This is a genomic window from Limnospira indica PCC 8005 (assembly GCF_000973065.1).
Taxonomy (GTDB): Bacteria; Cyanobacteriota; Cyanobacteriia; order Cyanobacteriales; family Microcoleaceae; genus Limnospira; species Limnospira fusiformis.
Genome location: NZ_FO818640.1, coordinates 1,655,482 through 1,676,937, shown reverse-complemented (window position 1 = coordinate 1,676,937; position 21,456 = coordinate 1,655,482). Strand labels below are relative to the sequence as shown.

General features: G+C 46.1%; 20 protein-coding genes. 10 read left to right on the top strand and 10 right to left on the bottom strand.

The features are described from left to right. Positions 1-16: 16 nt before the first annotated feature. The 3 genes from XZ46_RS07365 to XZ46_RS07355 form a co-directional block, all read right to left on the bottom strand. On the bottom strand, positions 17-1,654 hold the full coding sequence (locus XZ46_RS07365; RefSeq protein WP_008049377.1) for an HD domain-containing phosphohydrolase: 1,638 nt from the start codon (positions 1,652-1,654) through the stop codon (positions 17-19). Between the two features lie 82 nt (positions 1,655-1,736). Beyond that, positions 1,737-2,018, bottom strand: a complete 282-nt coding sequence (locus XZ46_RS07360; RefSeq protein ID WP_008049376.1) for a 4a-hydroxytetrahydrobiopterin dehydratase — start codon at positions 2,016-2,018, stop codon at positions 1,737-1,739. Positions 2,019-2,437: 419 nt separating this feature from the next. Further along, the gene (locus XZ46_RS07355) at positions 2,438-3,571 is read right to left on the bottom strand and encodes a CAP domain-containing protein (protein WP_008049375.1); all 1,134 of its coding nucleotides are present in this window, start codon (positions 3,569-3,571) and stop codon (positions 2,438-2,440) included. 473 nt (positions 3,572-4,044) lie between these two features. On the opposite strand from XZ46_RS07355, the gene XZ46_RS07350 reads away from it, so the two are divergent. The 8 genes from XZ46_RS07350 (at position 4,045) to XZ46_RS07315 (ending at position 13,433) form a co-directional block, all read left to right on the top strand. Beyond that, the gene (locus tag XZ46_RS07350) at positions 4,045-4,821 is read left to right on the top strand and encodes a Tic22 family protein (RefSeq protein WP_311737396.1); all 777 of its coding nucleotides are present in this window, start codon (positions 4,045-4,047) and stop codon (positions 4,819-4,821) included. Between the two features lie 82 nt (positions 4,822-4,903). Next, complete coding sequence (prmC, locus tag XZ46_RS07345; protein WP_008049374.1) at positions 4,904-5,803, top strand: peptide chain release factor N(5)-glutamine methyltransferase; 900 nt, start codon at positions 4,904-4,906, stop codon at positions 5,801-5,803. 31 nt (positions 5,804-5,834) lie between these two features. Beyond that, complete coding sequence (locus tag XZ46_RS07340) at positions 5,835-6,191, top strand: metal-sensing transcriptional repressor (protein WP_008049373.1); 357 nt, start codon at positions 5,835-5,837, stop codon at positions 6,189-6,191. Beyond that, on the top strand, positions 6,188-6,859 hold the full coding sequence (locus tag XZ46_RS07335) for a hypothetical protein (protein ID WP_008049372.1): 672 nt from the start codon (positions 6,188-6,190) through the stop codon (positions 6,857-6,859). Before XZ46_RS07340 ends, XZ46_RS07335 begins: the two co-directional genes overlap by 4 nt. Before the next feature lie 185 nt (positions 6,860-7,044). Then, complete coding sequence (locus XZ46_RS07330; protein WP_008049371.1) at positions 7,045-8,592, top strand: efflux RND transporter periplasmic adaptor subunit; 1,548 nt, start codon at positions 7,045-7,047, stop codon at positions 8,590-8,592. A gap of 166 nt (positions 8,593-8,758) precedes the next feature. Beyond that, on the top strand, positions 8,759-12,097 hold the full coding sequence (locus XZ46_RS07325; protein ID WP_008049370.1) for an efflux RND transporter permease subunit: 3,339 nt from the start codon (positions 8,759-8,761) through the stop codon (positions 12,095-12,097). Positions 12,098-12,123: 26 nt separating this feature from the next. After that, on the top strand, positions 12,124-12,762 hold the full coding sequence (locus tag XZ46_RS07320; RefSeq protein WP_006668021.1) for a GUN4 domain-containing protein: 639 nt from the start codon (positions 12,124-12,126) through the stop codon (positions 12,760-12,762). Positions 12,763-13,181: 419 nt separating this feature from the next. Then, positions 13,182-13,433 (top strand): hypothetical protein, encoded by a 252-nt coding sequence (locus XZ46_RS07315; protein ID WP_006668022.1) that lies wholly within the window; start codon positions 13,182-13,184, stop codon positions 13,431-13,433. A 60-nt stretch (positions 13,434-13,493) separates the two neighbouring features. On the opposite strand, the gene XZ46_RS07310 is transcribed toward XZ46_RS07315, so the two are convergent. The 3 genes from XZ46_RS07310 to XZ46_RS07300 form a co-directional block, all read right to left on the bottom strand. Further along, positions 13,494-14,591: an inositol-3-phosphate synthase gene (locus tag XZ46_RS07310; RefSeq protein ID WP_048894992.1), complete on the bottom strand. Its 1,098-nt coding sequence runs from the start codon at positions 14,589-14,591 to the stop codon at positions 13,494-13,496. A gap of 302 nt (positions 14,592-14,893) precedes the next feature. Further along, complete coding sequence (locus XZ46_RS07305) at positions 14,894-15,475, bottom strand: FKBP-type peptidyl-prolyl cis-trans isomerase (RefSeq protein ID WP_006620737.1); 582 nt, start codon at positions 15,473-15,475, stop codon at positions 14,894-14,896. Between the two features lie 214 nt (positions 15,476-15,689). After that, a complete protein-coding gene (locus XZ46_RS07300) occupies positions 15,690-16,013 on the bottom strand; it encodes a phasin family protein (protein ID WP_008049368.1) in 324 nt (107 codons plus the stop codon). Positions 16,014-16,125: 112 nt separating this feature from the next. Here XZ46_RS07300 and XZ46_RS07295 point away from each other — a divergent pair, with 112 nt between their 5' ends. Beyond that, positions 16,126-16,482 carry a zinc ribbon domain-containing protein gene (locus tag XZ46_RS07295; RefSeq protein WP_006620740.1) on the top strand — a complete coding sequence of 119 codons (357 nt, stop codon included), beginning with the start codon at positions 16,126-16,128 and terminating at the stop codon, positions 16,480-16,482. A gap of 12 nt (positions 16,483-16,494) precedes the next feature. Here the strand turns inward: XZ46_RS07295 and XZ46_RS07290 are convergent, their stop codons facing one another. Further along, on the bottom strand, positions 16,495-17,610 hold the full coding sequence (locus XZ46_RS07290; RefSeq protein ID WP_006620741.1) for an extracellular solute-binding protein: 1,116 nt from the start codon (positions 17,608-17,610) through the stop codon (positions 16,495-16,497). Between the two features lie 499 nt (positions 17,611-18,109). Between XZ46_RS07290 and XZ46_RS07285 the strand changes: the two genes are divergently transcribed. After that, entirely contained in the window at positions 18,110-18,544 is a 435-nt protein-coding gene (locus tag XZ46_RS07285) for a hypothetical protein (protein WP_228116505.1), read from the top strand. An 11-nt stretch (positions 18,545-18,555) separates the two neighbouring features. Here XZ46_RS07285 and cobT read toward each other — a convergent pair whose 3' ends face one another. The 3 genes from cobT to XZ46_RS07270 all read right to left on the bottom strand — a co-directional run bounded on the left by cobT (position 18,556) and on the right by XZ46_RS07270 (position 21,098). Then, positions 18,556-19,647 carry a nicotinate mononucleotide-dependent phosphoribosyltransferase CobT gene (cobT, locus tag XZ46_RS07280; RefSeq protein WP_008049362.1) on the bottom strand — a complete coding sequence of 364 codons (1,092 nt, stop codon included), beginning with the start codon at positions 19,645-19,647 and terminating at the stop codon, positions 18,556-18,558. Continuing rightward, the gene (locus XZ46_RS07275) at positions 19,647-20,327 is read right to left on the bottom strand and encodes a DUF2232 domain-containing protein (protein WP_008049360.1); all 681 of its coding nucleotides are present in this window, start codon (positions 20,325-20,327) and stop codon (positions 19,647-19,649) included. Before XZ46_RS07275 ends, cobT begins: the two co-directional genes overlap by 1 nt. A 63-nt stretch (positions 20,328-20,390) precedes the next feature. After that, the gene (locus XZ46_RS07270; protein WP_006620746.1) at positions 20,391-21,098 is read right to left on the bottom strand and encodes a Crp/Fnr family transcriptional regulator; all 708 of its coding nucleotides are present in this window, start codon (positions 21,096-21,098) and stop codon (positions 20,391-20,393) included. Positions 21,099-21,456 lie beyond the last annotated feature (358 nt).

Here is a 21,456-nt window from a genome sequence, read left to right as displayed (position 1 = left end):
AACTCTCATGCTAACATTAAGCCAGTTCCATCACCACATCTAAAGTATGTCCTAGAGACTCATAGACTTGGCGCTGTTCAAATACAGTTAAAATATCCCCATTAATCTTATTCGCCGCCGCTTCACTGCGCAGAATTTTCAGAGCTGTAACCGTAGGAATTCCATGCTTATAAGGTCGATCGCCTGCTGTTAGTGCGTCATAAATATCAGCGATCGCCATCATTTGTGATTGGAGCGGAATTTTCTCCTTTTTCAATCCCAAAGGATAGCCACTACCATCTACCTTTTCATGATGTCCATAGCTAATCTGTGGCACATTTTCCAGTCCCTTAGTCCAGGGAATTTGCTTTAAGAAATTATAGGTATGGGTGACATGACCTTCAATAATTTCGCGTTCGGAAGCCGTCAAATTACCCTGAGTTATTAACAATTGTTCAATCTCTTCTGGTGTCACCAGCGGCTTAATCTTGCCATCTATATCCCGATAGGTAATCTTTGATAAATCATGGAGTTTTTCCAGGGGTTTAGAATGTAAAATCTCCGGTTCGTTGGCTTCCTGCACCATCTCCCAAAACCCTTGCAACTGCTCAATCTCCTGATTCATTTCCAAATCCATACTTTCAAGAGTTTGACAGTGGGGGCATTCTGTGCTATTCTGGGAGTGGTTGCTGCTGTAGTCTAAAAGCAGTTGATATTTCCTTTGTAGACAGTCTATCTGTAAACTCTGTCGAGCGATCGCAAACCGTTTTTTCATGATTTCCAATTCCCAAGGATAAAGTTTCTTAGCCTTGTTTAAAACAGCTTCAGGAACTCCCACTTTGCCAAAATCATGAAGTAGTGCCGCATAACGTAACTCTTGGAGTTGGCGATCGCTAAATTGTACCGCCGCCAGGGGACCCTCAGATATCTGATTAATTTCCTCCCCCAAACGCACCGTCAAAACTGCCACCCTTTCCGAATGTCCGAAAGTGCAGGGGTCTCGCGCCTCAATGACCTGCACGGAGGTTTTCACAAACCCCTCAAATAGTAACTCAATACTCTCTTGTAAATCACTGCGTTCAATGGAAATTGCCGCCTGAGAAGCGAGACTCCGCAAAATCCGTTCTTCCCAATCAGAATAAGGCTGGGTGTACTCCATGGTATTTTCAGGAGTCAGCACCAGCTCAGATTGTAGCTTGCGGTTAATCAGTTGTAGAACCCCCAGGGTTTCCCCTTCCCGGTTTTGCATGGGGAGAACTAAAACCGAGCGAGTCCGATAACAGATATTCTCATCAAAACTGCGATCGAGACGATAAGGCTGTCCCTGTGGTAAGTCGTAAGCATCATCAATGTTGAGACTTTTCCCAGTCAAAGCCACATGACCAGCCAGGCTCCTATCAGTCAGAGCGATCGCAAATTCTCGGAACGACAAATTTGGCAAAGACTGATTTTGAGCCACCTTAAACAGCAGTTTAGGGCGATCATCACTGTAATCTACCAGATAAACACTTCCCGCATCGCTACAGGTAATTTCCCGACTCTTACTGAGGATCAGCTTTAACAGCTTTCCCAAATCATGAGTTCCCGAAAGTGCCGTACCGATATCCAACAGCTTTTCAATCAGCAGCAACTCTTCACTAACCCCTACAGACACATTAAGATTATCAAAGACCATAATCCCACATCATAACCTAGAACCAGCTTACAGCTACCCAACTTTGTGGAATTCTAGCGGATTGTGGGGCCGTTGATAGAATCTAGCTCAAACTGGAAATTTTATCAGCCATAGCAAAATCATTTTTAGTCAACCCCCCAGCATCATGGGTAGTCAGGGTAATTGTCACCTTATTATAGGAAATTTCCAAATCCGGGTGATGACCTGCCGCCTCTGCGGGTTCCACCAGTTGATTAACAAAAGCCACCGCTTCCACAAACCCCTTAAAGGTTTTCAGACACTTAATAGTTTTACCCTCAACAGACCATTCGGGAACCTGAGTAGCCATTTGTTGAATTTCAGTTGCACTCAGTAGTTCAGCCATATCAAAAATACACCAATTCTATTACATCTAAAAAAAACTATCCGCTCCCACGGATAACTCAAGCCTTGGATACCACCAGGACATCAGTTAGCGATATGAGAGCGGTCTAGCGGGTCTCTGTTGTTGGAACCTGACTGCCGGAAGGATCTCTCCAATCCAGCCAGACCATTTAGTAGGCTTTTCGGCTCCTAGCAATAGGAACCTAGGCCGAATTTTAGAGGTCAGCCCCGGCGCACAGCCGGCGTTCTCCAACACAGTGACCCATGCGTTTACTACTGTCACTCATGGGCATCACCTCCTGGATATCCGAAACTTACGAACCAGGATAACACAAAATTCTGAAAGTGCAAGCTCACCGCTGAGAGTTGGCTATTTTGTGATTAATAGGCGATCGCACTTTCTGGACCGAGATGCTGAAATCAGCCACCAGAGAAGACTTTAGTCCAATAATGGTTATAGTCCATCAGATCCCCCGTATCATTTTCCAGGAAATAGTGACCCACCCCAATCTGAGTAAAATCTGGATTAAGAATATTATCACGATGTCCGGGACTATCCATCCATCCCTCAACCACTAACTCCGGCGTAGTATGACCCGCCGCCATATTTTCGGCAAATGGCACTATCAATGTAAACCCTGTGGCCCTAATCCGGTCAGTTAAATTAGATCCATCAATTCCGGTGTGACTAAAAAAGTCTTGCAGTGCCATATTAGTGCTATGGGTACGCGCCGCCTGGGTGAGTAGGGGGTTCAGCCTTAGTGGTTGCAAATCTTCCCTAACTCGTTCTTGATTGACCAATTCCAGCACTTGCTGTTCAAAACGCAAGTTAGAACCAGTTTCACCTAAGTCTAGTTGAATATCAGCATGATTTGCTGCTCCTAGTTCCCCAATAAAGTCGCGAGTAGTGATTGATTCAACATCGACATTTTCCAGGGTTGCCACAGTCTGACCATCGAGTAAAATCAAGGTAGAGGTATCGGATTGTTTAATCCGTAAATCTGCAATAGTAACCCCATCAGGAACCCGTAATTTATCGATACCAGGCTTAAAGTCGGTAATCAGATCTTGATTGAGAGTCGATGATTGCAAAATAAACTGATTAGCACCACTGCCTCCGGTGAGAGTGTCTAAACCTCGATCGCCTGATAAAACGTTATTACCAGACCCGCCGACAATCCAATCATTGCCTACACCCCCATAGATAGTATCATTGCCAGACCCGCCATAAATGGTATCATTGCCCCGATTACCAAATAACAGGTCATCACCAGAACCACCATTCAAGTAATCATCGTTTTGACCGCCATAAATCGTATCATTGCCGGAATTACCGATAATCGTATCATTCCCCTGATGTCCTAAGAGGATGCGTCCTTGTGCATCATTGACCAAATAATCATCACCCTGCAAAAGGGCGATCGCTTGTGGTAATCCCGGACTTGACAAGCGCGCAATTTGCTCATCTGGCAGTTCCGAGACGATCATGAAATCGTTAGCTGGACTAGCCATAGCAAAAGTCAACCCGTTTTGAGTGATGATATCGGAAAACATAATAACAGACCCTTTTTCTGACTATGATAAATCTTGGTTTTACCATCTTCTATGTTTATTCATTAAGAATTATGGATATCCGAATGTTATCCCAGGAGAATAATGATTCTGTAGTGTTGGGGATTGAATAATGCGATCGCGTTCGTCCCCAAATTTGACCATTCGGGGCAAGTTTGTGTTAGGATCTGGAAAATGTGCGGGTAAAACTCCCGTGGCATATCCTCCGGGGGTGAGAATATATAAAATTATTGGGGAGTTCGGGAGAAAAAATTGTTTTTGGTCGTCAGTCTAACTATTATCGTGCCAGGGTAAGAATTGCGCTATACAGGAATACTCTAGCCTCCATCAACAGACTTGATGGGTGGTATGGATCAACCCTCGCTGTCATATTTGTATGAGCCTACAGGTATAACGCCAATATGGAAGCGTGGGGGAAATGTCAAAATGAACTATTACGATCGCAACTTGAGAACATGATTAAATCATTTTTCCATTTGAGCCTGTTACTGGGAGTTATCAGTAGCCATTTGTTAATGAGTCCCATCCTCCCACCGAGGACCGTGGGAGCATCTCTGCTGGGAACCCAGGCGGCTGAAGCATTAACATTAGAGGAAATTCAGGAAAAATTACGGCCAGTCCCAGTATTTACCATTACCGACCCTACCGGTTCCCCCCTAGTGGCCACAGTTCCCGCTGGAGAAAATGGCAGCGGTACCGCTGCGGTAGCAGGGATATTTATTAGCCGTCAGGATGCTCTAAGATTTGTGGAAAATCTGAGAAACAATAACCCTGAATTGGCTAACTCCGTGGAGGTAACAGCAGTTTCTCTGGGGGAAGTCTATAAAATGAGCCAACAGAGTCGCAACCGTCCTGATGATATCCAATTTGCTTATGTTCCGGTGCAGCGAGAGGTAGAATCAGCCCGGGCGGTAATGCAGCAAAGTGGTCGATCGCCTAATGAGTTTAATGGCGTGCCTCTGTTTATGGCAAGAGGAGGCCCAGACAATGGTTATTTAACCATCCAACGTGGCAATGACCAAGTGATTCCCATGTTCTTCTCTAAACAAGACTTAGAGGGGATGTTATCCCAATTTCAAGAACAGCAACCGGACTTAATATCTTCGGTTACTGTCCAGGTGGTTCCCCTGGAAGCGTTATTAGAAGCCTTCCGAACTGATGATAACCAATTTTTAGATCGGATCATCTTAGTTCCACCCCGGGAAACCTTGGAATTTTTGAGAAATAATTAGGGTTAGGGCAACTTGTGGGGGGGAATTGCTTGTCAACTTCCCCCCATATCATCAGCCTCTACAATTTTTCAGGTGGTGCTAAATGGTGGAAACAGGGGAAAGTGACTATATATCTGGTGAGGAACTGCGACAGTGGCAAAAACAGGCTCAAAATGATGCGATCGCTGCCGAAGTTTCCGCCATAGAATTAGATATGTTTTTGGAAGCACTCACCGATCTGACTCGCCTAGACCTGAGATTAGACGACTTTGGCGATCGCCCATACATTAAACTAAATCAGCCCTGGTCAGCAATTGTCAAACTCTGGGAACGTCGCATCACGGAACGAGTCCCCCTACAGTATATATTAGGTGTAGTTCACTGGCGAAATTTTACCCTCAAGGTGTCTCCTGCCGTTCTCATCCCCCGTCCAGAGACAGAGTTAATCATTGATATAGCCTATCATGCCGCGCCATCAGCCGGGTCAGGAAATTGGGTAGATATGGGAACAGGTAGTGGTGCGATCGCTTTGGGGTTAGCATCGGTATTCCCCGAAGCCATGATTCATGCTGTAGATTGCAGTTGGTCAGCTTTAGCGATCGCCCTGGAAAATGCCCAAAGTCTAGGTTATCAAAATAGGGTAAAATTTTACCAGGGGTCTTGGTGGGGTCCCCTCCATAGCCTGAAAGGGAAGGTCAGCGGCATGGTGGCAAATCCGCCCTATATTCCTAGCCAGGAGCTACCAAACCTACAACCAGAAGTAATCCTATATGAACCCCCTCTAGCACTCGATGGCGGCGAATCTGGCTTAGACTCCATTCATCATCTAGTACAAACAGCACCCCAATTTTTACAACCTGGGGGTATTTGGATCATAGAAATGATGGCAGGACAGGGAGAAGCGGTTACATCCATGTTAGAATCAGCAGGGTGTTATCGGGATCTTAAAATCCTCCCGGACCTGGCTGGTATTGATAGATTTGCGATCGCTTATCTACAATAATAGTTGATGTAGTTGCTTGGCACAGGGTTAAATGATCGGATCAGATTCAGACCGGGTTCCTAGCGTATCTGTGAGCGATCGCCACCATGGGGACCCTTCTACTCATACTCATCCCCATGTCCATAGCGAGGAATCACTCAAACGTATTATCAATCGACTCTCCCGCATTGAAGGACATATTCGCGGTGTCAAAACTATGGTCCAAGAAAGTCGCCCCTGTCCCGATGTACTCGTGCAAATTGCGGCCGTTAGGGGGGCTCTCGATCGCGTCGCTAGAATTATCCTAGATGAACATTTAACCGAATGTATAGCCAGAGCAGCTAAAGAAGGTAATATAGACGTGGAAATTGAGGAACTAAAAGCCGCCTTAGACAGATTTATACCATGATTGTATCTAGCCAAAACCCTGTCAAAACTTCTCAAATTGCCTTAGCGATGGTCTGGTTGACCTTCGTGATTTATGCCTTTTTCTTAGCGCCGCCAGACCAGCCAGAAATTACTTTTAACTTGATTAAAAACCTGAGTGTAGGGAATTGGGAGGGGATTAATCCCCTGATTATATCCCTATTTAATCTCATGGGAATTTGGCCGTTAATTTACTGCTGTGTAATTTTTGCCGATGGTCAAGGTCAAAAAAACCCCGCGTGGCTTTTTGCGATCGCATCTTTTGCCGTGGGTGCCTTCGCCATTTTACCCTATTTGGTGTGGCGCAAACCTAACCCCGAATTTTCTGGAGTTCCCAATCTCTTCATCCGCATTTGGGACAGCAAATTCACAGCCATAGTGCTAATGGTAGGAGCGATCGTTCTAGTCTTTTATGGTATCACTCAGGGAGATTGGCGTGACTTTATCTATCAATGGCAAAATAGCCGTTTTATTCACGTGATGAGCCTGGATTTCTGTTTATTATCAGTATTATTTCCCGCCTTATTAGGAGATGATATCGCGCGGCGCGGCAACCAGGCTCCGACTTGGTTATGGTTGGTGACACTCATTCCCCTATTCGGACCTCTGCTATATCTCTGTGTGCGTTCCCCCCTGTGCGATCGGGCTTGAGTCAGCTATCCATAATTTTCATCAAAGCCTCCTGTCAACCCCTGGGAAAAACCGCAATAATCCCCAGCCGGGAGTGTTAATGACCGTAAAATATCAGTAATTTATCTCATCCTCAACCCAAGGGTCAGGCGAAAATTTACCTCTAAACCTGGTAAAATCTCCTCATCGAATTGCCCGACAGTACCATGAACAAAATATTATTGAAAACTAGCGCATCTCTACCCCTGCTATTATTATTTGTACTCATCAATGCTTGTTCAGCCGAACCTCAAGCCATTGGTCGCCCACCCGTCCCCGTCAAGATAGAAAACGTAGATACCACCGATGTTCAATTCAGCAGCGAATATAATGCCAGAGTTGAAGGTATCGAAAACTCGATCATCAGACCGCGAGTTAGTGGATTAGTAAAAGAAGTATATGTGCGCTTAGGTGATCAGGTAACTGTAGGAGATCCGATAATTCAAATTGATGGTTCCCAACAGTTAGCCAACTTTGAAGGTACGATCGCCACAGTACAAGCCAGACAGGCTCAATTAAGTGGTGCCGAAGCCGAATTAGAAGCCCTCCGAGCCAACTTAACCAGAACCAGAGCCGAACTATCATTTCAATCTCAAGGAGCCAATTTACAGCGTTCCGAGCGGGAGTTAGAGGCTCAGATTGAAGAACAGGAAAGACTAGAATTTGAACTACAAAACGCCCAAGACAACCTAGAAGGATCCCGTCGCGAATTAGATAGACGCGAAGCAGTGCGACAACAGCGACAGGCTACCTACGAGCGCTACGAGAGATTATGGCAGGAAGGCGTAGTTTCCAGCGAGCTATATGATGAAAAACTGCGGGACAGACAAACCAGCGAGGCTGAGGTAGCTAACCAAGAACAACAAGTTCTCGCCGCCACCGCTAGAGTCCAATCTGCTCGGATGAATTTATCTCGTCAAGGGCGCACCATTGAAGCAGCTAGGGCGAGTGTGGAAAGTTCCCGCCGAGATCTAGAACGCCAAATTGCTACCCTAGAGGCTCAAATAGCCAGCCAGGAGAAAGCTATTGAAGCCCAGCAAGCACAGATAGCCCTCATAGGTAGAGAAATCCAAGGGGCTAGGTCTGGGGCTGTCGCTCAACAAGTACAGTTAGATTACTATAGTGTCGTCGCTCCTATTTCCGGCATTGTCAGTAATGTGCCGATTAAAGCGGGAGATTTGGTCGATAGCCAAACCACCGTTACCACTATCCGACAAAACCAGAACCTAGAGGTTAATATCAATATCCCCATTTCCCTATTACCTCAGTTGAGGGTGGGGATACCTGTACAACTGATAAGCCAAGAAACTGGGGAAGTCATTGGCACCACCAGCATATCCTATATTGCTCCTGACGCCGGAAGTGGGACTCAGACTATTTTGGCTAAAGCCATTTACCCTAACACTAATAATGAACTCCGCACCGATCAAGTAGTCCGAGCTAGGGTAATTTGGCAACAGGAAACTGGGGTGACAGTTCCCACTAATGCCGTCACCCGCATTGGCGCACAGAGTTTTGTGTTTTTAGCACAACAACAAGCTACCCCCTCCGGGGAAACCATTTTAGTCGCTAGACAAGCTCCGGTAACACTGGGAAGCATTCAAGGACAGAGTTTTGAGGTGCTTTCTGGGGTGCAAGCAGGCGATCGCGTTATTACCGAAGGCATACTACAATTGCGAGATGGAACCCCGATACTAGATACCACCCGCCAATAACTAAGCCCTAAAATTGCCATAATCGGGTATTATCAACTTTCATATAGGGGAGAGTTGCTTTGGTTTCTGGCTGATAACATTGATAATCAGGCTACTTTCCCCCCCTCGCTCTAAATTAAGTTCCTTATCTTGATCGCTATGCTTAACCACCTATATTTGATTGTCTATGCTGTTATTTGTTAGCACCTTCATCAAGCGCCCCGTTCTCACTACAGTTTGCTCCATTCTCATTGTATTGGTAGGGGTGATATCTATTCCGCTGCTACCTATTTCTCAACTACCACAACTGGCTAACACTCAAATCAACGTAACTGCAGTCAATATTGGTGCTGATGCCGAAACCACAGAAACCACTGTGACTAGCATCTTAGAGCGGGAAATCAACGGCGTTGATAACATGAGATATATCTCATCAAACACCGCTAATAATGGGGTTTCTAATGTCTCTGTAGCCTTCCCTGTCAACGTTGATCGAGATATTGCCCAGGTTAACGTTAACAATAGAGTATCTCAGGCAGCATCAAGTTTACCTGATGTCGTTCAACAGGTCGGTATCACCGTAGAAGCATCTTCACCCAGTATCCTGTTGGTACTGGGATTTTATTCAGATACTGATCAAAATAACCAGCCTATTTATGACGATGTTTTTATCAGTAACTTCCTAGATTTAAATGTTCTTGATGAAATTACCCGCGCTCCTGGAGTCGGGAGTGTAACCATTTTGGGGGAACGTAGATATGCCATGCGTATTTGGCTAAACCCCCAAAAAATCGCAGCTAGGGGATTAGTTGCTCAAGATGTAGTCGCCGCCTTACGACAGCAAAATATTCAGGTCGGCGCTGGTAAAATTGGTCAGGCCCCCACCCCCCCGGAGCAAAGATTTGAGATCCCCTTGCGCGCTCAGGGTCGCCTTCGAGATGTCTCCGAATTTGAGGAATTGGTGGTTGGTGTCGGAAACGATGGCACTCTGATTAAAATTACAGATGTAGGTCGGGTAGAGTTAGGCGCACAGGACTATAACCTTGACGCAACCTATAACAATCAAGCCGCCGTGGGGATGGCTGTTTACCAAAGACCCGGTAGTAATGCCTTGGAAACAGCCGAGGCGGTCAAGTCAAAGATGCAAGAGTTGAGTGCATCTTTCCCTCCAGGGGTTAGATATGCCATTCCCTATGATACAACTCTATTTGTGCAAGCCTCCCTACAGGAAGTGGTGATCACCCTCCTGCAAACTATTACCCTGGTAATTTTGGTAATTTTTGTGTTTTTGCAGGATTGGCGCACAACCCTAATTCCTACTATTGCTATCCCAGTGGCACTCATTGGCTCAATGGCAGGTCTAAAGGCGATGGGGTTTGAACTCAATACCCTCACACTGTTTGGTTGTACATTGGCTGCGGGTTTGGTCGTTGATGATGCGATCGTCATTGTGGAAGCAGTTTCTAGTAAAATTGCTCAGGGCATGAAGCCACGACAAGCCGCCTTAGACGCAATGGAAGAACTCACTGGCGCTACCATATCCACTTCCTTAGTATTGCTGGCTGTATTTATTCCCGTTGCCTTTTTCCCCGGAACTACTGGAATCATCTTTCAGCAGTTCTCCCTAACCATTACTTTTGCGATTATCTGTTCCACATTTAACGCCCTCAGCTTCTCTCCGACTATGGCTGGGGTGCTATTGCGTCCGGCTAAGAAAACTAAGGGGCCTTTAGGATGGTTTTTTGAGAAATTTAACCAAGGTTTTGGCTTCATACAAAATCAATATGCCAAGTTGATTCGGTTTCTGGTGCGGATTAATACCCTGGTGATGGGGATTTTTGTCGGTGGTTTGGTGCTGACTGTCCTTATGTATGGCTGGGTACCTACTGGATTTGTTCCCCAAGAAGACCAAGGCTTCTTTTTGGTAATTCTACAGGGTCCTGATGGCGTATCCCTTAACTACACCGCTAATGCTGCTGAGGAAATTACTGATCTGATCTTAGAAGAACCAGAAGTTGAATCAGTATTCGCGGCGGCGGGGTTTGGTTTTGATGGTCTTAATCCATCCCAGGGGGTGATGTTTGTTCAGCTAAAGCCTTGGAGTGAAAGACCCACCCCGGAACAGTCCGTTTATGGGGTTCTCGGTCGCATTAATCGAGCTTTGAGAGGGGTTACAGCAGTACAGGCTTTTGCGGTTAATGCCGCTCCGGTTCCTGGTATGGGTAGCACTGGGGGGGTGGAAATCCAAATTCAAGACCGCAGTGGTAATTTGCCGATTTCTGCTTTGGTAGAAAATGGTAATCGCTTACTGGCTCAGTTGAACTCTGATAAATATCCGGCTGTGGGTAGGGCTTTTAGCCAGTTTTCTGCATCTAAGGGTCAGAAAAATATCCAGGTATTACGCGATCGCGCTCTGGCTCTCAATGTCAATATCAGTGATGTTTTTAGCACCCTACAGATTTATTTTGGCTCCCTATATGTCAATGATTTTGTCCTCGGACAACGACAATACCGGGTTGTGGCTCAAGCAGAATCCGAGTTTAGGGCTGATCCTTCTGATATCGGCCGCCTATCAGTGCGATCGCTTGATGGGAACTTAATTCCTTTGGAAAACTTGGTTAAGTTTGAAGAAATAGTCGGGCCGGAAATTATCACCCGCTTTAATCTTTATCGATCTATGAGAATTCAGGCTGACCCCGCTCCGGGTTTCAGTTCTGGACAGGTCATTGCAGCTATTGAACAAGCCGCCGCCGAGACCCTTGACCCATCTTTCGGCTATGCTTGGCAAGGAAGCGCTTTAGAGGAAAAAGCTGCTGGCGGTGCGGCGATCGTCATCTTCGGACTCGGATTTGTCATTGCCTTTTTAGTCCTTTCCGCACAATATGAAAGCTACATCGACCCCCTCATTATTATGTTAGCCGTCCCTCTCGCTGTTTTGGGCGCTTTGGCTGCTATTTGGTTCCGTTCTAATGTCTTGATGGCTGGCGGCATTTGGCCTGTAGTTAACAATGATGTTTATGCTCAGGTCGCTCTCGTCATGTTGATTGGTTTGGCTTCTAAAAACTCCATTCTCATTGTCGAGTTTGCTAACCAACTACGAGACAAGGGACTTAATATTCAGAAAGCAGCAGCACTAGCCGCAGAGCAACGCTTCCGACCTATTCAGATGACCGCGATCTCTTCTTTGGTCGGATTCTGGCCTCTGGTAATTGCTTCCGGTGCCGGTGCGTCTAGTCGTTGGTCTTTGGGAACTGCTATCTTTGGCGGAATGTTAGTCGGAACTCTATTGAGTCTCTTGATTACTCCTAACCTCTATATTGCTATTAAAACCCTTGAGGCTCGTTTCCTCAAAGGTGAAAAGCCTCAACCTTCTGATAGTTCTGGCTCTAATGGTTCTGGACCTAATGGGTCTGGACCTAATGGGTCTGGCTCTAATGGTTCTGGCTCTAATGGTTCTCAGACCAATGGACATCAACAACACCAACCACAAAGTCAACCCTTAGATCATACCCTTACCGAAAATTAGCACCTGCATTACCTATAAAACTGATTATGTCTGAAGATACACAGCAATTTGAATCTACCGATCTACCTTCTGAAGATCCTACCCCTTCCCCAAATTTACCTCTGGAAACCTCGGAAACTTCCCATGCTCCGGTTAGTTCCTCCTCCCTTGAGGAAAGAGTTACTAAATTGGAGGATACTTTAGCCCAGATTTTGTCTTTGCTTAGTGATAAGTACCGTTACGGACGGTTACAGAATTTGCTGGCTGAGGGAAATTGGCGAGAAGCAGATTTAGAAACTACTAAGGTGATGTTGGAAATTGCTACTCAGGCTTATCATGATGATTTGAAGCCTGATGATGTCATGATTTTTCCCTGTAGCGCTCTACATCTTATCGATAGCCTCTGGGTTAAGTATAGCAATAATCGCTTTGGCTTTAGCGTTCAACGACAAATTTATACCGACTTAGGGGGAGATGATGATATCTCTAAGATTGACATAGATTTGCTTACTCAAGTAAGCGATCGCTTGGGGTGGCGCGAAGAACATAAATGGTTAGATTATCCAGACCTTAACTTTACTATATCTGCCCCCCCTGGATGTCATCCTTCTAACTGGTGGCGATCGGCTTATGGTGCTAAAATGGCAGTCTATTTCCTCGCCAGATTGATTCGATGTGGCGTTTAATCCACCCTGCGCGTGTTTCTGGTGCGTCAGTTATCAATCTTCCCCTTAATATTATATTTCATCCTTATGACGCACCCCACCTATGGAAAAACCCAGGATTAAGGGTTACAATAAATCACATTTTTTCGCAAAATTCACCCTTAATTAATTCAAGAATAAGCTAATGTTTAAAGATTGGTCATCCGATGATTGGATTAATCATATACTCTTCTTTGGTACACTTTTCATGCTGATTGCTTCCTTTATCTTTCTCTAGGCAATTTGATCGATAGGTAACCCTAACTAGCCTGCCACAATTGGGGAAGTATCGTTAATTTTCGTTAATTTTTCGCCTATATAGGATGATTCTCTGTTAGCCTGAAGATAGGCGGTTTGTAAAGCCGTCCTGGAAGGACGGGGTTTCCGACCCAGGAGTTTCCATGAATATAAGGCTAGTGATTTTTTCGGGAATTGTCATGGCTGGTATAGGGTCTGTGTTTGGTTTGGCTATGTCTCATATAGCAGCAAAACCCTATCAATGCTGTGGCGTGGTTTCTGTTCATAATGATGTTGGCTACAGCCAGTCCCGGCATCCCCAAGCATATACTGTAGGGGGAGCCATGATGGGATTTGTCGCCGGGTCTGTTTTGGAAGCCTTGCGACAAGCTGAACTAGAACATAAGCATAACTAGAAGCCCTAGGAACCCGCAGGTTAACGGGTGTCCCAGAGTTGAGTTACGCGATCGCCATTTTTAGGATGGGTTGGCGATAAATCGTTCCGTCATTTCGTATGCCTCATCATCAACGAACTGTTTTGGCGGATGCTTCATAAAAAAGGCTGAGGGAGAGTCCAACACGCCGCCAAGTCCCCTGTCTAGTCCTAATTTACAGCAGCGGATAGCATCGATAACTACTCCGGCTGAGTTAGGAGAATCTTCCACAGACAGGCGCAATTCGATGTTCATGGGAACATCTCCAAATAGTCGTCCTTCCATGCGGATAAAGCAGACTTTATTATCCTTTTGCCAAGGAACATAATCGCTAGGTCCGACGTGGATATTTTCGTGGGCTAGACGTTCTCGCACCACGCTCTGAACTGCCTCAGTTTTGGACTCTTTTTTCGAGTCGAGGCGGCGACGGTCTAACATATTCAGAAAGTCCGTATTTCCGCCCGTGTTAATTTGGTAAGTGCGATCGATTTTGACTCCTCGCTTTTGGAATTGATTAGCTAAGGCGCGGTGAGTAATAGTTGCGCCTAATTGGGATTTAATATCATCGCCGATAATAGGAACCTTATTAAGTCTAAATTTATCCTCCCAGAGGGGATTACTGGCGATAAATACGGGGATACAGTTGACGAAACCGACCCCAGCATCTAAGGCACATTCGGCATAAAATTCGGTAGCTTCCTGGGAACCAACAGGCAGATAATTAACTAGAATTTCTGCGCGGGAGTCTTGTAAAATTTTGACTACTTCTGCTTTCGAGGGTTCAGGTCGCGCGCTGGGTTGAAAGCTGTAGCGTTCATCTACATCAACCATGTGTTCTGCTACACCATCGAGAATGCGACCCATTGACACATTAACCCCAGTTGGGGGAACATGAGAACAGAAAACTGTGGTGCAGTTAGGGGGGGCAAAAATTGCCTCTGCCACATCTAAGCCAACTTTTCTGCGATCGATATCAAAGGCGGCGACCACCTCCATATCAGAGGGTTTGTAGCCGCCGATTTCCCAGTGCATAAGTCCGATGGCATCCTGGGCATTTTTGTCGCGATAATATTCAATCCCTTGGATTAAAGAACTCGCACAGTTACCAATACCAACAATTGCGATCCGAATTTTTTCCACAAGCAATCTGTTCCTCGACTCCTAAGTTAAAATAAGTCCTGCCTAGATGCCAAGTTTAGGATATTGACAGCAGCGACAGATCTGTTAATTAATCAAACAGCGATTGTACCTTGGAAGCACCAGGGTTATACCAAGCCTAGGGTTGGGAAAGGGGATTGATCACAAATTTTTAAATCCCTACCATTAATAAATGGTTTTGTCAAGTGCTGGGCTAGGGAAAACCAGGGCAAATCTAACCACCGTTAACCGGATGAGATCTGGGTGTTGAGTCAATTTTGCCCTAGTTTAGCTGTGAGTTGCTATCAGGAAATTTTCAATAATTCCACATCAAAAATTAAGGTAGCATTCGGAGGAATCACGCCACCCGCACCGCGAGCGCCATATCCCAAGTCAGCAGGAATAATCAGTTTTCTGCGTCCCCCTACTTGCATAGAGGCGACTCCCTCATCCCAGCCTTTAATGACTTGACCAACCCCAATTGTAAAGGAAAAAGGCCGATTGCGATCGCGGGAACTGTCGAACTTAGTGCCATCTTCCAGAGTTCCGGTATAGTGAACCGTAACTGTCTGACCCGCTTGGGGACTAGCACCAGTTCCCTCCTGTAAATCCACATACTGGAGACCGGAATCTGTTGTAACTAGGTTTTCTTCTGTATTTGTCATATTTTGAGCAATGGTGAAATTAGCTGTCGGTGCTGCTATACCTCCTGACAGCAAGGAATTGGTAGAAACCTTCCTTTCCTGAACCTTGATTTCGGTTTCAGGTCTGACCTGGGTTCCCATATTGGAAGCATTAGCTTCTTTTCCAGAATAGGTAATTTGAGCAACAATGAGAACCAGGGAACAGGCCACAATTACCCCAAAGCTGATCAAAATTTCTCGCACCTTTTATCGTCCTCCTCAGTTAAGTTAGGGAAAATCATTTTACCAAGAACCGGCTAACTGTTGATTCAGATACATCAAGGGGAGTCATTCCGCCATGGGGACATAGCCAAGGGTTCTGGCTTCCTAAGTTTTGATGAACATGACCCCATTGAGTACACCTGAAATTTGACAGAAAAACTGGTGGTAACTATTCCAGTTTGACAGGTTATGGTCCTTAGCGCCAGTGGCGATTTTCCAAATCTCGCATCTGACGTTCTAAACGGTCTAAGCGTCCCCGCAACTCATCAAGTTCTGCCTGGCGGGGAACACCGATATCCTGCATCATATTTTTAATCTGGCGCTGCATCAACTCTTCCAGGCTTTGTTGATCCATTTTCAGGCGCTGCATCATCTCATCAATAAAGCGTTTAGCATCATCTGGGTTAAGGGTTCCCTCTTTGACCCACTGATCTGTAACCTCCTGCAATTTCTCGGCTACCAGGGAGGTGGTACCAATGCCGATCATCAAAAGCTGTTTGAGTAAATTGTTGTCATCCATAGGTTTTTAAGTATCTAGTACAATTTAAGCTAGATTTACGGTCAAACAAACTGTATCACTTTTCACTTTTTTTGTTGGAAGCCCCCTACTGTCGATCGCTATTGATTTTCCTATGCCAGAATGTCCCCGTTGTCGTCAACCCGTTGATTCTCAGGCGATCGCCTGTCCCTACTGCAAATATGAACTCAAGGCTTTTGGTCATCCGGGTATTCCGTTACACCGCGCTGATCAAGGGGAGTTTCTGTGCCAGAGTTGTCTTTATCATGAAGACGACACCTGCAACTTTCCCAAACGTCCTTATGCCAGGGAATGCACTCTCTATCAAGACCGGAGTAAACCAATTGTGCCTCAGCCGTTTGTCAACCACCAGGGGAGATTTCCACACTCTGTGGGTGAATGGGTACGAAGAAACCCCCTAGGGCTGGCTATTGTGATTATTATCATCATCAGTGTCTTACTAGCTTTGTAGCCGGGGAAGGCGCTACGATCGCACTACGGAACGGATCTGCTGCCAGAGGCGCTGATATTGTTGCATACTGGCAACAGTTAGGGGCAGCAAAAATTCACTGCGTTCTAAAATATCGGTATCCGGTAACAGTTGCGGATTTTCCCGTAAATCCTTGGGTAAATCGGCTCGCGACATTCCCCAAACTATGGGAGAGGTTGCGCCAGTCAATAATGACATTTGGGTAGCTATTTCAGGTTGCCAACAAAAATCAATCCAGGCTTGAACTAGGGGGTTATTCGTGGCACTGGTGGCGATCGGTTTGACCCACACATCAGACCATAAAGCAGTACCAGATTTAGGGATAGCGATCGCTATATTATGTTGTCGTTGCACTTGGGGAGAAATATCTCCCGACCAACCGACAGCCAGCCAAGTATCACCCAAAATTAGGGGTTTGAGATAGTTATTAGAATCATAGAGGCGGACATTTTGGTGTAGTTGTTCCAATTCCGCTTTCAAGTCGGGAACTAGATCCAGATCAGGGGTGTTGTAGGAGTAGCCCAATTTTTTCAGGGTTAAACCAATCACCTCTCGCGCTTGATCTAATAGGGAGATACGACCCTGGCACTCAGACCGCCATAGGTCTTGCCAGTCGGTTGGAGTCCAGCCTAATTTCTCAAATCTATCAACCCGATAAGCGATCGCTGTTGTCCCCCAGCGATAGGGAGCGCCCCAAATTTGACCTTCTGGGGAGTTGCTCAATTCTCCATTTGGGTTACGTCTAACTAGGTTTTGCCAGTTTTCGGGTAATTGCTGCCACTGGGATAAATCCTCTGGGTTGAGGGGTTCGATTAATTCCTCTCTAATGGCTGCTGATAGCCAATAGTCGCCAATCATGACTAAATCAGCGGGGTTGCTAGTGGCTTCCGCTTGTAATTCCTGGTAGAGGTCTTCGAGATTAAACTTGGGTACAAAACTTAACCCAGGCCGCTGCGGTTGTTGGCGGCGAAAGCGGTTTACCAGTTGAACGGGAACAGAGCCATTTAGCAACTCGACCCGAAAATTTGTGGGGGTATCACATCCCCCGATTAATTCCGCCAGTGCTAATAGACTTGTTCCCCACAGGAAAGATCGTCGGTTCAGTGACATATTTATAAGGTGGGGTGGCGTTCCCCGATTCTTGACCCTCACCTGTACGGGGGTGATCGCGATGGGTTGCCACTTTGTTGTTTAGAACCATTGTACTGTCATTACTGGCTTAAATCTCATCAGAGAAAATTTGGTAACATCAGACACAACACTTGCTTTAATTATCGGATTTAATTCTGGTCAAATATTTAGTCAAGCCCTCTGGGCTGGGAATTGGTGGAGTGATGGCAGCCTTCAACCGTAAATATACTTATGCAAATTAGTGGGAAATAGTCTCGCCCATGATTATGAATATATATGGGGGAATTCTTTAAGTTATATTAAGGTTTGAACTGCCAGAGATTGACTCTGGTATAGGAGTATATCGCCCCAGGAATTGGGTAAACTTCAATGGGAAGTTAAAAGGTTAAATAAATCGGAAGTAATCAGGGGTTAGCGGAATCTTGTTTTAGGATGGGGGCAAAGATTATTAATCACCTAGCATGGAGTATCTATGGATATGTTGACAGAACAAGTCATGACCTTAACAAATAAAGTGGATGCGCTGTATGAGGTAGTCATGCAGCTACGCCGAAATATTCCTAGGGATGATCATGGTTTTTCGGAAATGTTTTCATTGACTCGGACTGCTGAGGAAGGACTGACAGATAGCAGTGTGGTGATGGAAGAATCGGAGCTGCACGATCGCAAATACAATAGTGGATTATACCCAGTTCCTTCCCCAGCAATGACTGTAAGATTTGAGGAACGCCAGGGTACACACAAAGATATTTTAAGTGATGATCACTATATAAATAGCAGCACTATGGTAAGCCAAGAAACCATGTTTAGTGCAGATGTTCAGATCCAGCGTTTGACAGCGCAGCTTACTGCTGCTTACAATCGTATTGCCGCCTTAGAAGAGCAGTTATTGTCTCGGCGGGTGCGCGCTTGAAGGGAGAGGGGTTAGAGATGGCCAGCAAGCTGTTCAATTTGTGTCAGTAACTGGCTTAATGTCCACTGACTGCACAGATAGGAAGCGATCGCACATCCTCCGGCTCCGACACCCTCTTTAACATATCCTTGCTCAAATGCTTGTAGTTGGGGGTAATGGGAATGGGTAAAATCAAGTTGGGTTGCCAATAGGGGAACCGGACCGATCGCCTTAGCGAGTCCGACAGTATCCCCTGTGGTATCTTCTGCAACCCAGCGAGTAGTACCAACCGCGACCCGTCCCGGACACCAGGAAAGATTTTTAGCAGAAGCGATCGCCTCAGCCAAAGCATAAACAGCCAGCATTTGGGTTCCCCCCGCCAAAAGAACCCCTACCCGGCGACTAGCAGCAATAGTCATAGCAGCAACCGCAATTTGCATAGGGTCGCCAACAGCAGCAACCAGTGTCAGGGGATCGACTTGACCTGGGGTAATTTGAGCCGCCCGGAGTCCCGCCGTAACTATCGCTAATTTTTGGTCATGGTTACACTGGGGGTGGCTACTGTTAACTTTTCCGGCCGCGGGAATTCCCAAACCCATCAACACAGCCAGAGCGGTGGTAGTTCCCCCGACGACACATTCTCCGATGATCACATAACTATCATCAGCCATAGCAGCAATGCGATCGCCCCAAGCCAACCCCGACTCAAATAGATGTTGAACTATGGTAGAGTTCAAAGCAGCGCCGGAACTGAGACACTTAGCCGGGACTCCTCCCAGGTCGATAGTTGGTACACAAGGAATTACCGGAACCCCAGCATTAAATAAGTTAATCGGGATATTCAGCGCCGCCACTACAGCCCGCGAAATCAATACCGGGGAAGCACCAGCCACCAAAGGCGGTAAAGGATAACGGGGAGATGGCACAGGACCTGTGACCAGAAATTCAGCGTCTGCGAGATAGGTGCGGCGGCGATCGGCAGGTGTAGCGCCAGCGGCGGAAATTCCGGGAATTAAACCCGTTTCCGTAAATCCCAAAACACAGGCAAAAATGGGCTTTTGGTGTCGATATTGGCTTAACCAAGCCTGACCATTACGGGGCTGTGTATAAATTCGGACTGCCATTATTCCTCATAGTCGAGCAAAATCTGTACCCAACGGGGGGGGCGGGGAATAGGACTTTTAAGGCGATCGAGCATCAACAGAGACACCAAATGCACCAAAAACAGATAAACGATATTATTAGCCAAAACCATCAATACAGCCACAATCTGAATAAATAGTAAACTTGGGGGTGCAAGTATCCCCAAACGAATAAAGATAGACTCTAGCAGTTGTGCAATTTGGGTAGTCGCATAAACCCACAAATCCCGACTCAAGAGAATTGACAGCAGCCAGTAACGGAAAAAGAAGCCAATAGCGCCAATTAAGGAGGCGATCGCCACAGTAACCGGCCATTTGGCTCCTCGTTTCCACAAGCCGCCCAAAACCACAGCCATCCAACCATAGGGGATCACATAGAGAATGCTGCGTGTAGGACCCATTAAAACTGTCAAAAGTAACCCAGAGGTTACAGCACCCATAATCGCCGCCCGTCGATCCCAGCGCAAATATAGCAAAGCAATAGGTAGGGGAAAAAAGACTCGCAACAGAGGACCGAGAGGAAAGTAGTAGTTGATAAACCAAATCAAACTAGCCGTGGATGCCAGAAAGGCAGTTTCCACCATGACGAGGGGGGAGACAGAAGGGAAACTGTCCGATGGTTTAGGAGATGGTTGGGGGCTATGGTTAGAAAAATCACTCATGCTATCTTAGGTCAGGAACGAGGTTAGGCGAGGCCATGGTAGCACCAAGACCGCTAACCCATGTTAAACCAACATCCTCTCTAGGGCATGAACATCGGGAATGCTGAGAAGATCGCGATCGCGATGAATTAATCCCTTTTTCTCCAGTTTACTGAGTACCCTAGTCACAGTTTCGCGAGCTAGTCCGCTCAAACTGCTGAGTTCTCGGTGGGGTAAATTAGGAATTGTCGTTCCTGATTCTGTGGTTTTACCTTGTCCTTCTGCCAAAAACAACAAAATATCTGCCACTCGTGAAGCACTATCTGACTCACGCAACCGTAACCGCCGATTAACCTGACGCAGACGGCGGCCCATTAACTGAGCCAACCTAATACCTGCCAATGGTTCCGTGTTAATCAGTTGGACAAAATCCTGAGCTGGCATATTGCCAATCATGGTTGGGGCGAGGGTAATTACATCTGTGGATCGGGGGACCTCATCAAGGGCTGCCATTTCTCCAAATAATTCACCTTTCCCCAAAATATTGAGTGTAACTTCCTTACCATCAAGGTTGTAGGTCCTAATTTTGACCCAACCATCTAAGATAAAATATACTGAGCTACCCCAATCATTCTCCAGCAAAATCACTTGATTGGGGGGGTGGCTTCGACCCACCACATGAGAGGTGGCTCTTTCGGCTACCTCGTCGGGTAAACCCTCAAAAAAGGCAGTCGAGAGAATCATCCGGGTGATATCTGATTGTGACTCGCGGGAGAAGTACCGATCTTCCATTGGGCTATGATGTTTGAAATTAGCGCTTATCCGTGGCTAGTTAGCAGGAGTTGTCCAATAGACAATTGACTGTCACCATTCACAGAGCCAACTTTAGTCAAACGATACCACTATTATTGTGGAGTTTCGTTGTACTTAACTACAATAGCTAAGGTTTGACTACGGATGTAATCCGAGATTGGCTTTGATTATAATTGAGGGCATCAGCCTACACAGTAGACTAACCAGGGATGAGTTGAGAACTAGATTGGCACAGGCAGGTTATCATTTTAAAGGGATATAGAGTCAAAATCACTGTATCCTACCAAAATTAACCTAAATTGGATGTTAACTCACAGATGTGAGCTGGGGGTGGTCC

Bases quoted from the DNA above. Each gene is read 5' to 3' on its own strand.
- XZ46_RS07355 (WP_008049375.1), bottom strand. From the start codon at position 3,571: ATGTTTTCCGATATCATCACTCAAAACGGGTTGACTTTTGCTATGGCT.
- XZ46_RS07350 (WP_311737396.1), top strand. From the start codon at position 4,045: ATGATTAAATCATTTTTCCATTTGAGCCTGTTACTGGGAGTTATCAGT.
- XZ46_RS07270 (WP_006620746.1), bottom strand. From the start codon at position 21,098: ATGGAAGATCGGTACTTCTCCCGCGAGTCACAATCAGATATCACCCGG.
- XZ46_RS07285 (WP_228116505.1), top strand. From the start codon at position 18,110: ATGTTGACAGAACAAGTCATGACCTTAACAAATAAAGTGGATGCGCTG.
- cobT (WP_008049362.1), bottom strand. From the start codon at position 19,647: ATGGCAGTCCGAATTTATACACAGCCCCGTAATGGTCAGGCTTGGTTA.
- XZ46_RS07330 (WP_008049371.1), top strand. From the start codon at position 7,045: ATGAACAAAATATTATTGAAAACTAGCGCATCTCTACCCCTGCTATTA.
- XZ46_RS07360 (WP_008049376.1), bottom strand. From the start codon at position 2,018: ATGGCTGAACTACTGAGTGCAACTGAAATTCAACAAATGGCTACTCAG.
- XZ46_RS07315 (WP_006668022.1), top strand. From the start codon at position 13,182: ATGAATATAAGGCTAGTGATTTTTTCGGGAATTGTCATGGCTGGTATA.
- XZ46_RS07290 (WP_006620741.1), bottom strand. From the start codon at position 17,610: ATGTCACTGAACCGACGATCTTTCCTGTGGGGAACAAGTCTATTAGCA.
- XZ46_RS07325 (WP_008049370.1), top strand. From the start codon at position 8,759: ATGCTGTTATTTGTTAGCACCTTCATCAAGCGCCCCGTTCTCACTACA.
- XZ46_RS07295 (WP_006620740.1), top strand. From the start codon at position 16,126: ATGCCAGAATGTCCCCGTTGTCGTCAACCCGTTGATTCTCAGGCGATC.
- XZ46_RS07340 (WP_008049373.1), top strand. From the start codon at position 5,835: ATGATCGGATCAGATTCAGACCGGGTTCCTAGCGTATCTGTGAGCGAT.
- XZ46_RS07320 (WP_006668021.1), top strand. From the start codon at position 12,124: ATGTCTGAAGATACACAGCAATTTGAATCTACCGATCTACCTTCTGAA.
- XZ46_RS07300 (WP_008049368.1), bottom strand. From the start codon at position 16,013: ATGGATGACAACAATTTACTCAAACAGCTTTTGATGATCGGCATTGGT.
- prmC (WP_008049374.1), top strand. From the start codon at position 4,904: ATGGTGGAAACAGGGGAAAGTGACTATATATCTGGTGAGGAACTGCGA.
- XZ46_RS07335 (WP_008049372.1), top strand. From the start codon at position 6,188: ATGATTGTATCTAGCCAAAACCCTGTCAAAACTTCTCAAATTGCCTTA.
- XZ46_RS07365 (WP_008049377.1), bottom strand. From the start codon at position 1,654: ATGGTCTTTGATAATCTTAATGTGTCTGTAGGGGTTAGTGAAGAGTTG.
- XZ46_RS07275 (WP_008049360.1), bottom strand. From the start codon at position 20,327: ATGAGTGATTTTTCTAACCATAGCCCCCAACCATCTCCTAAACCATCG.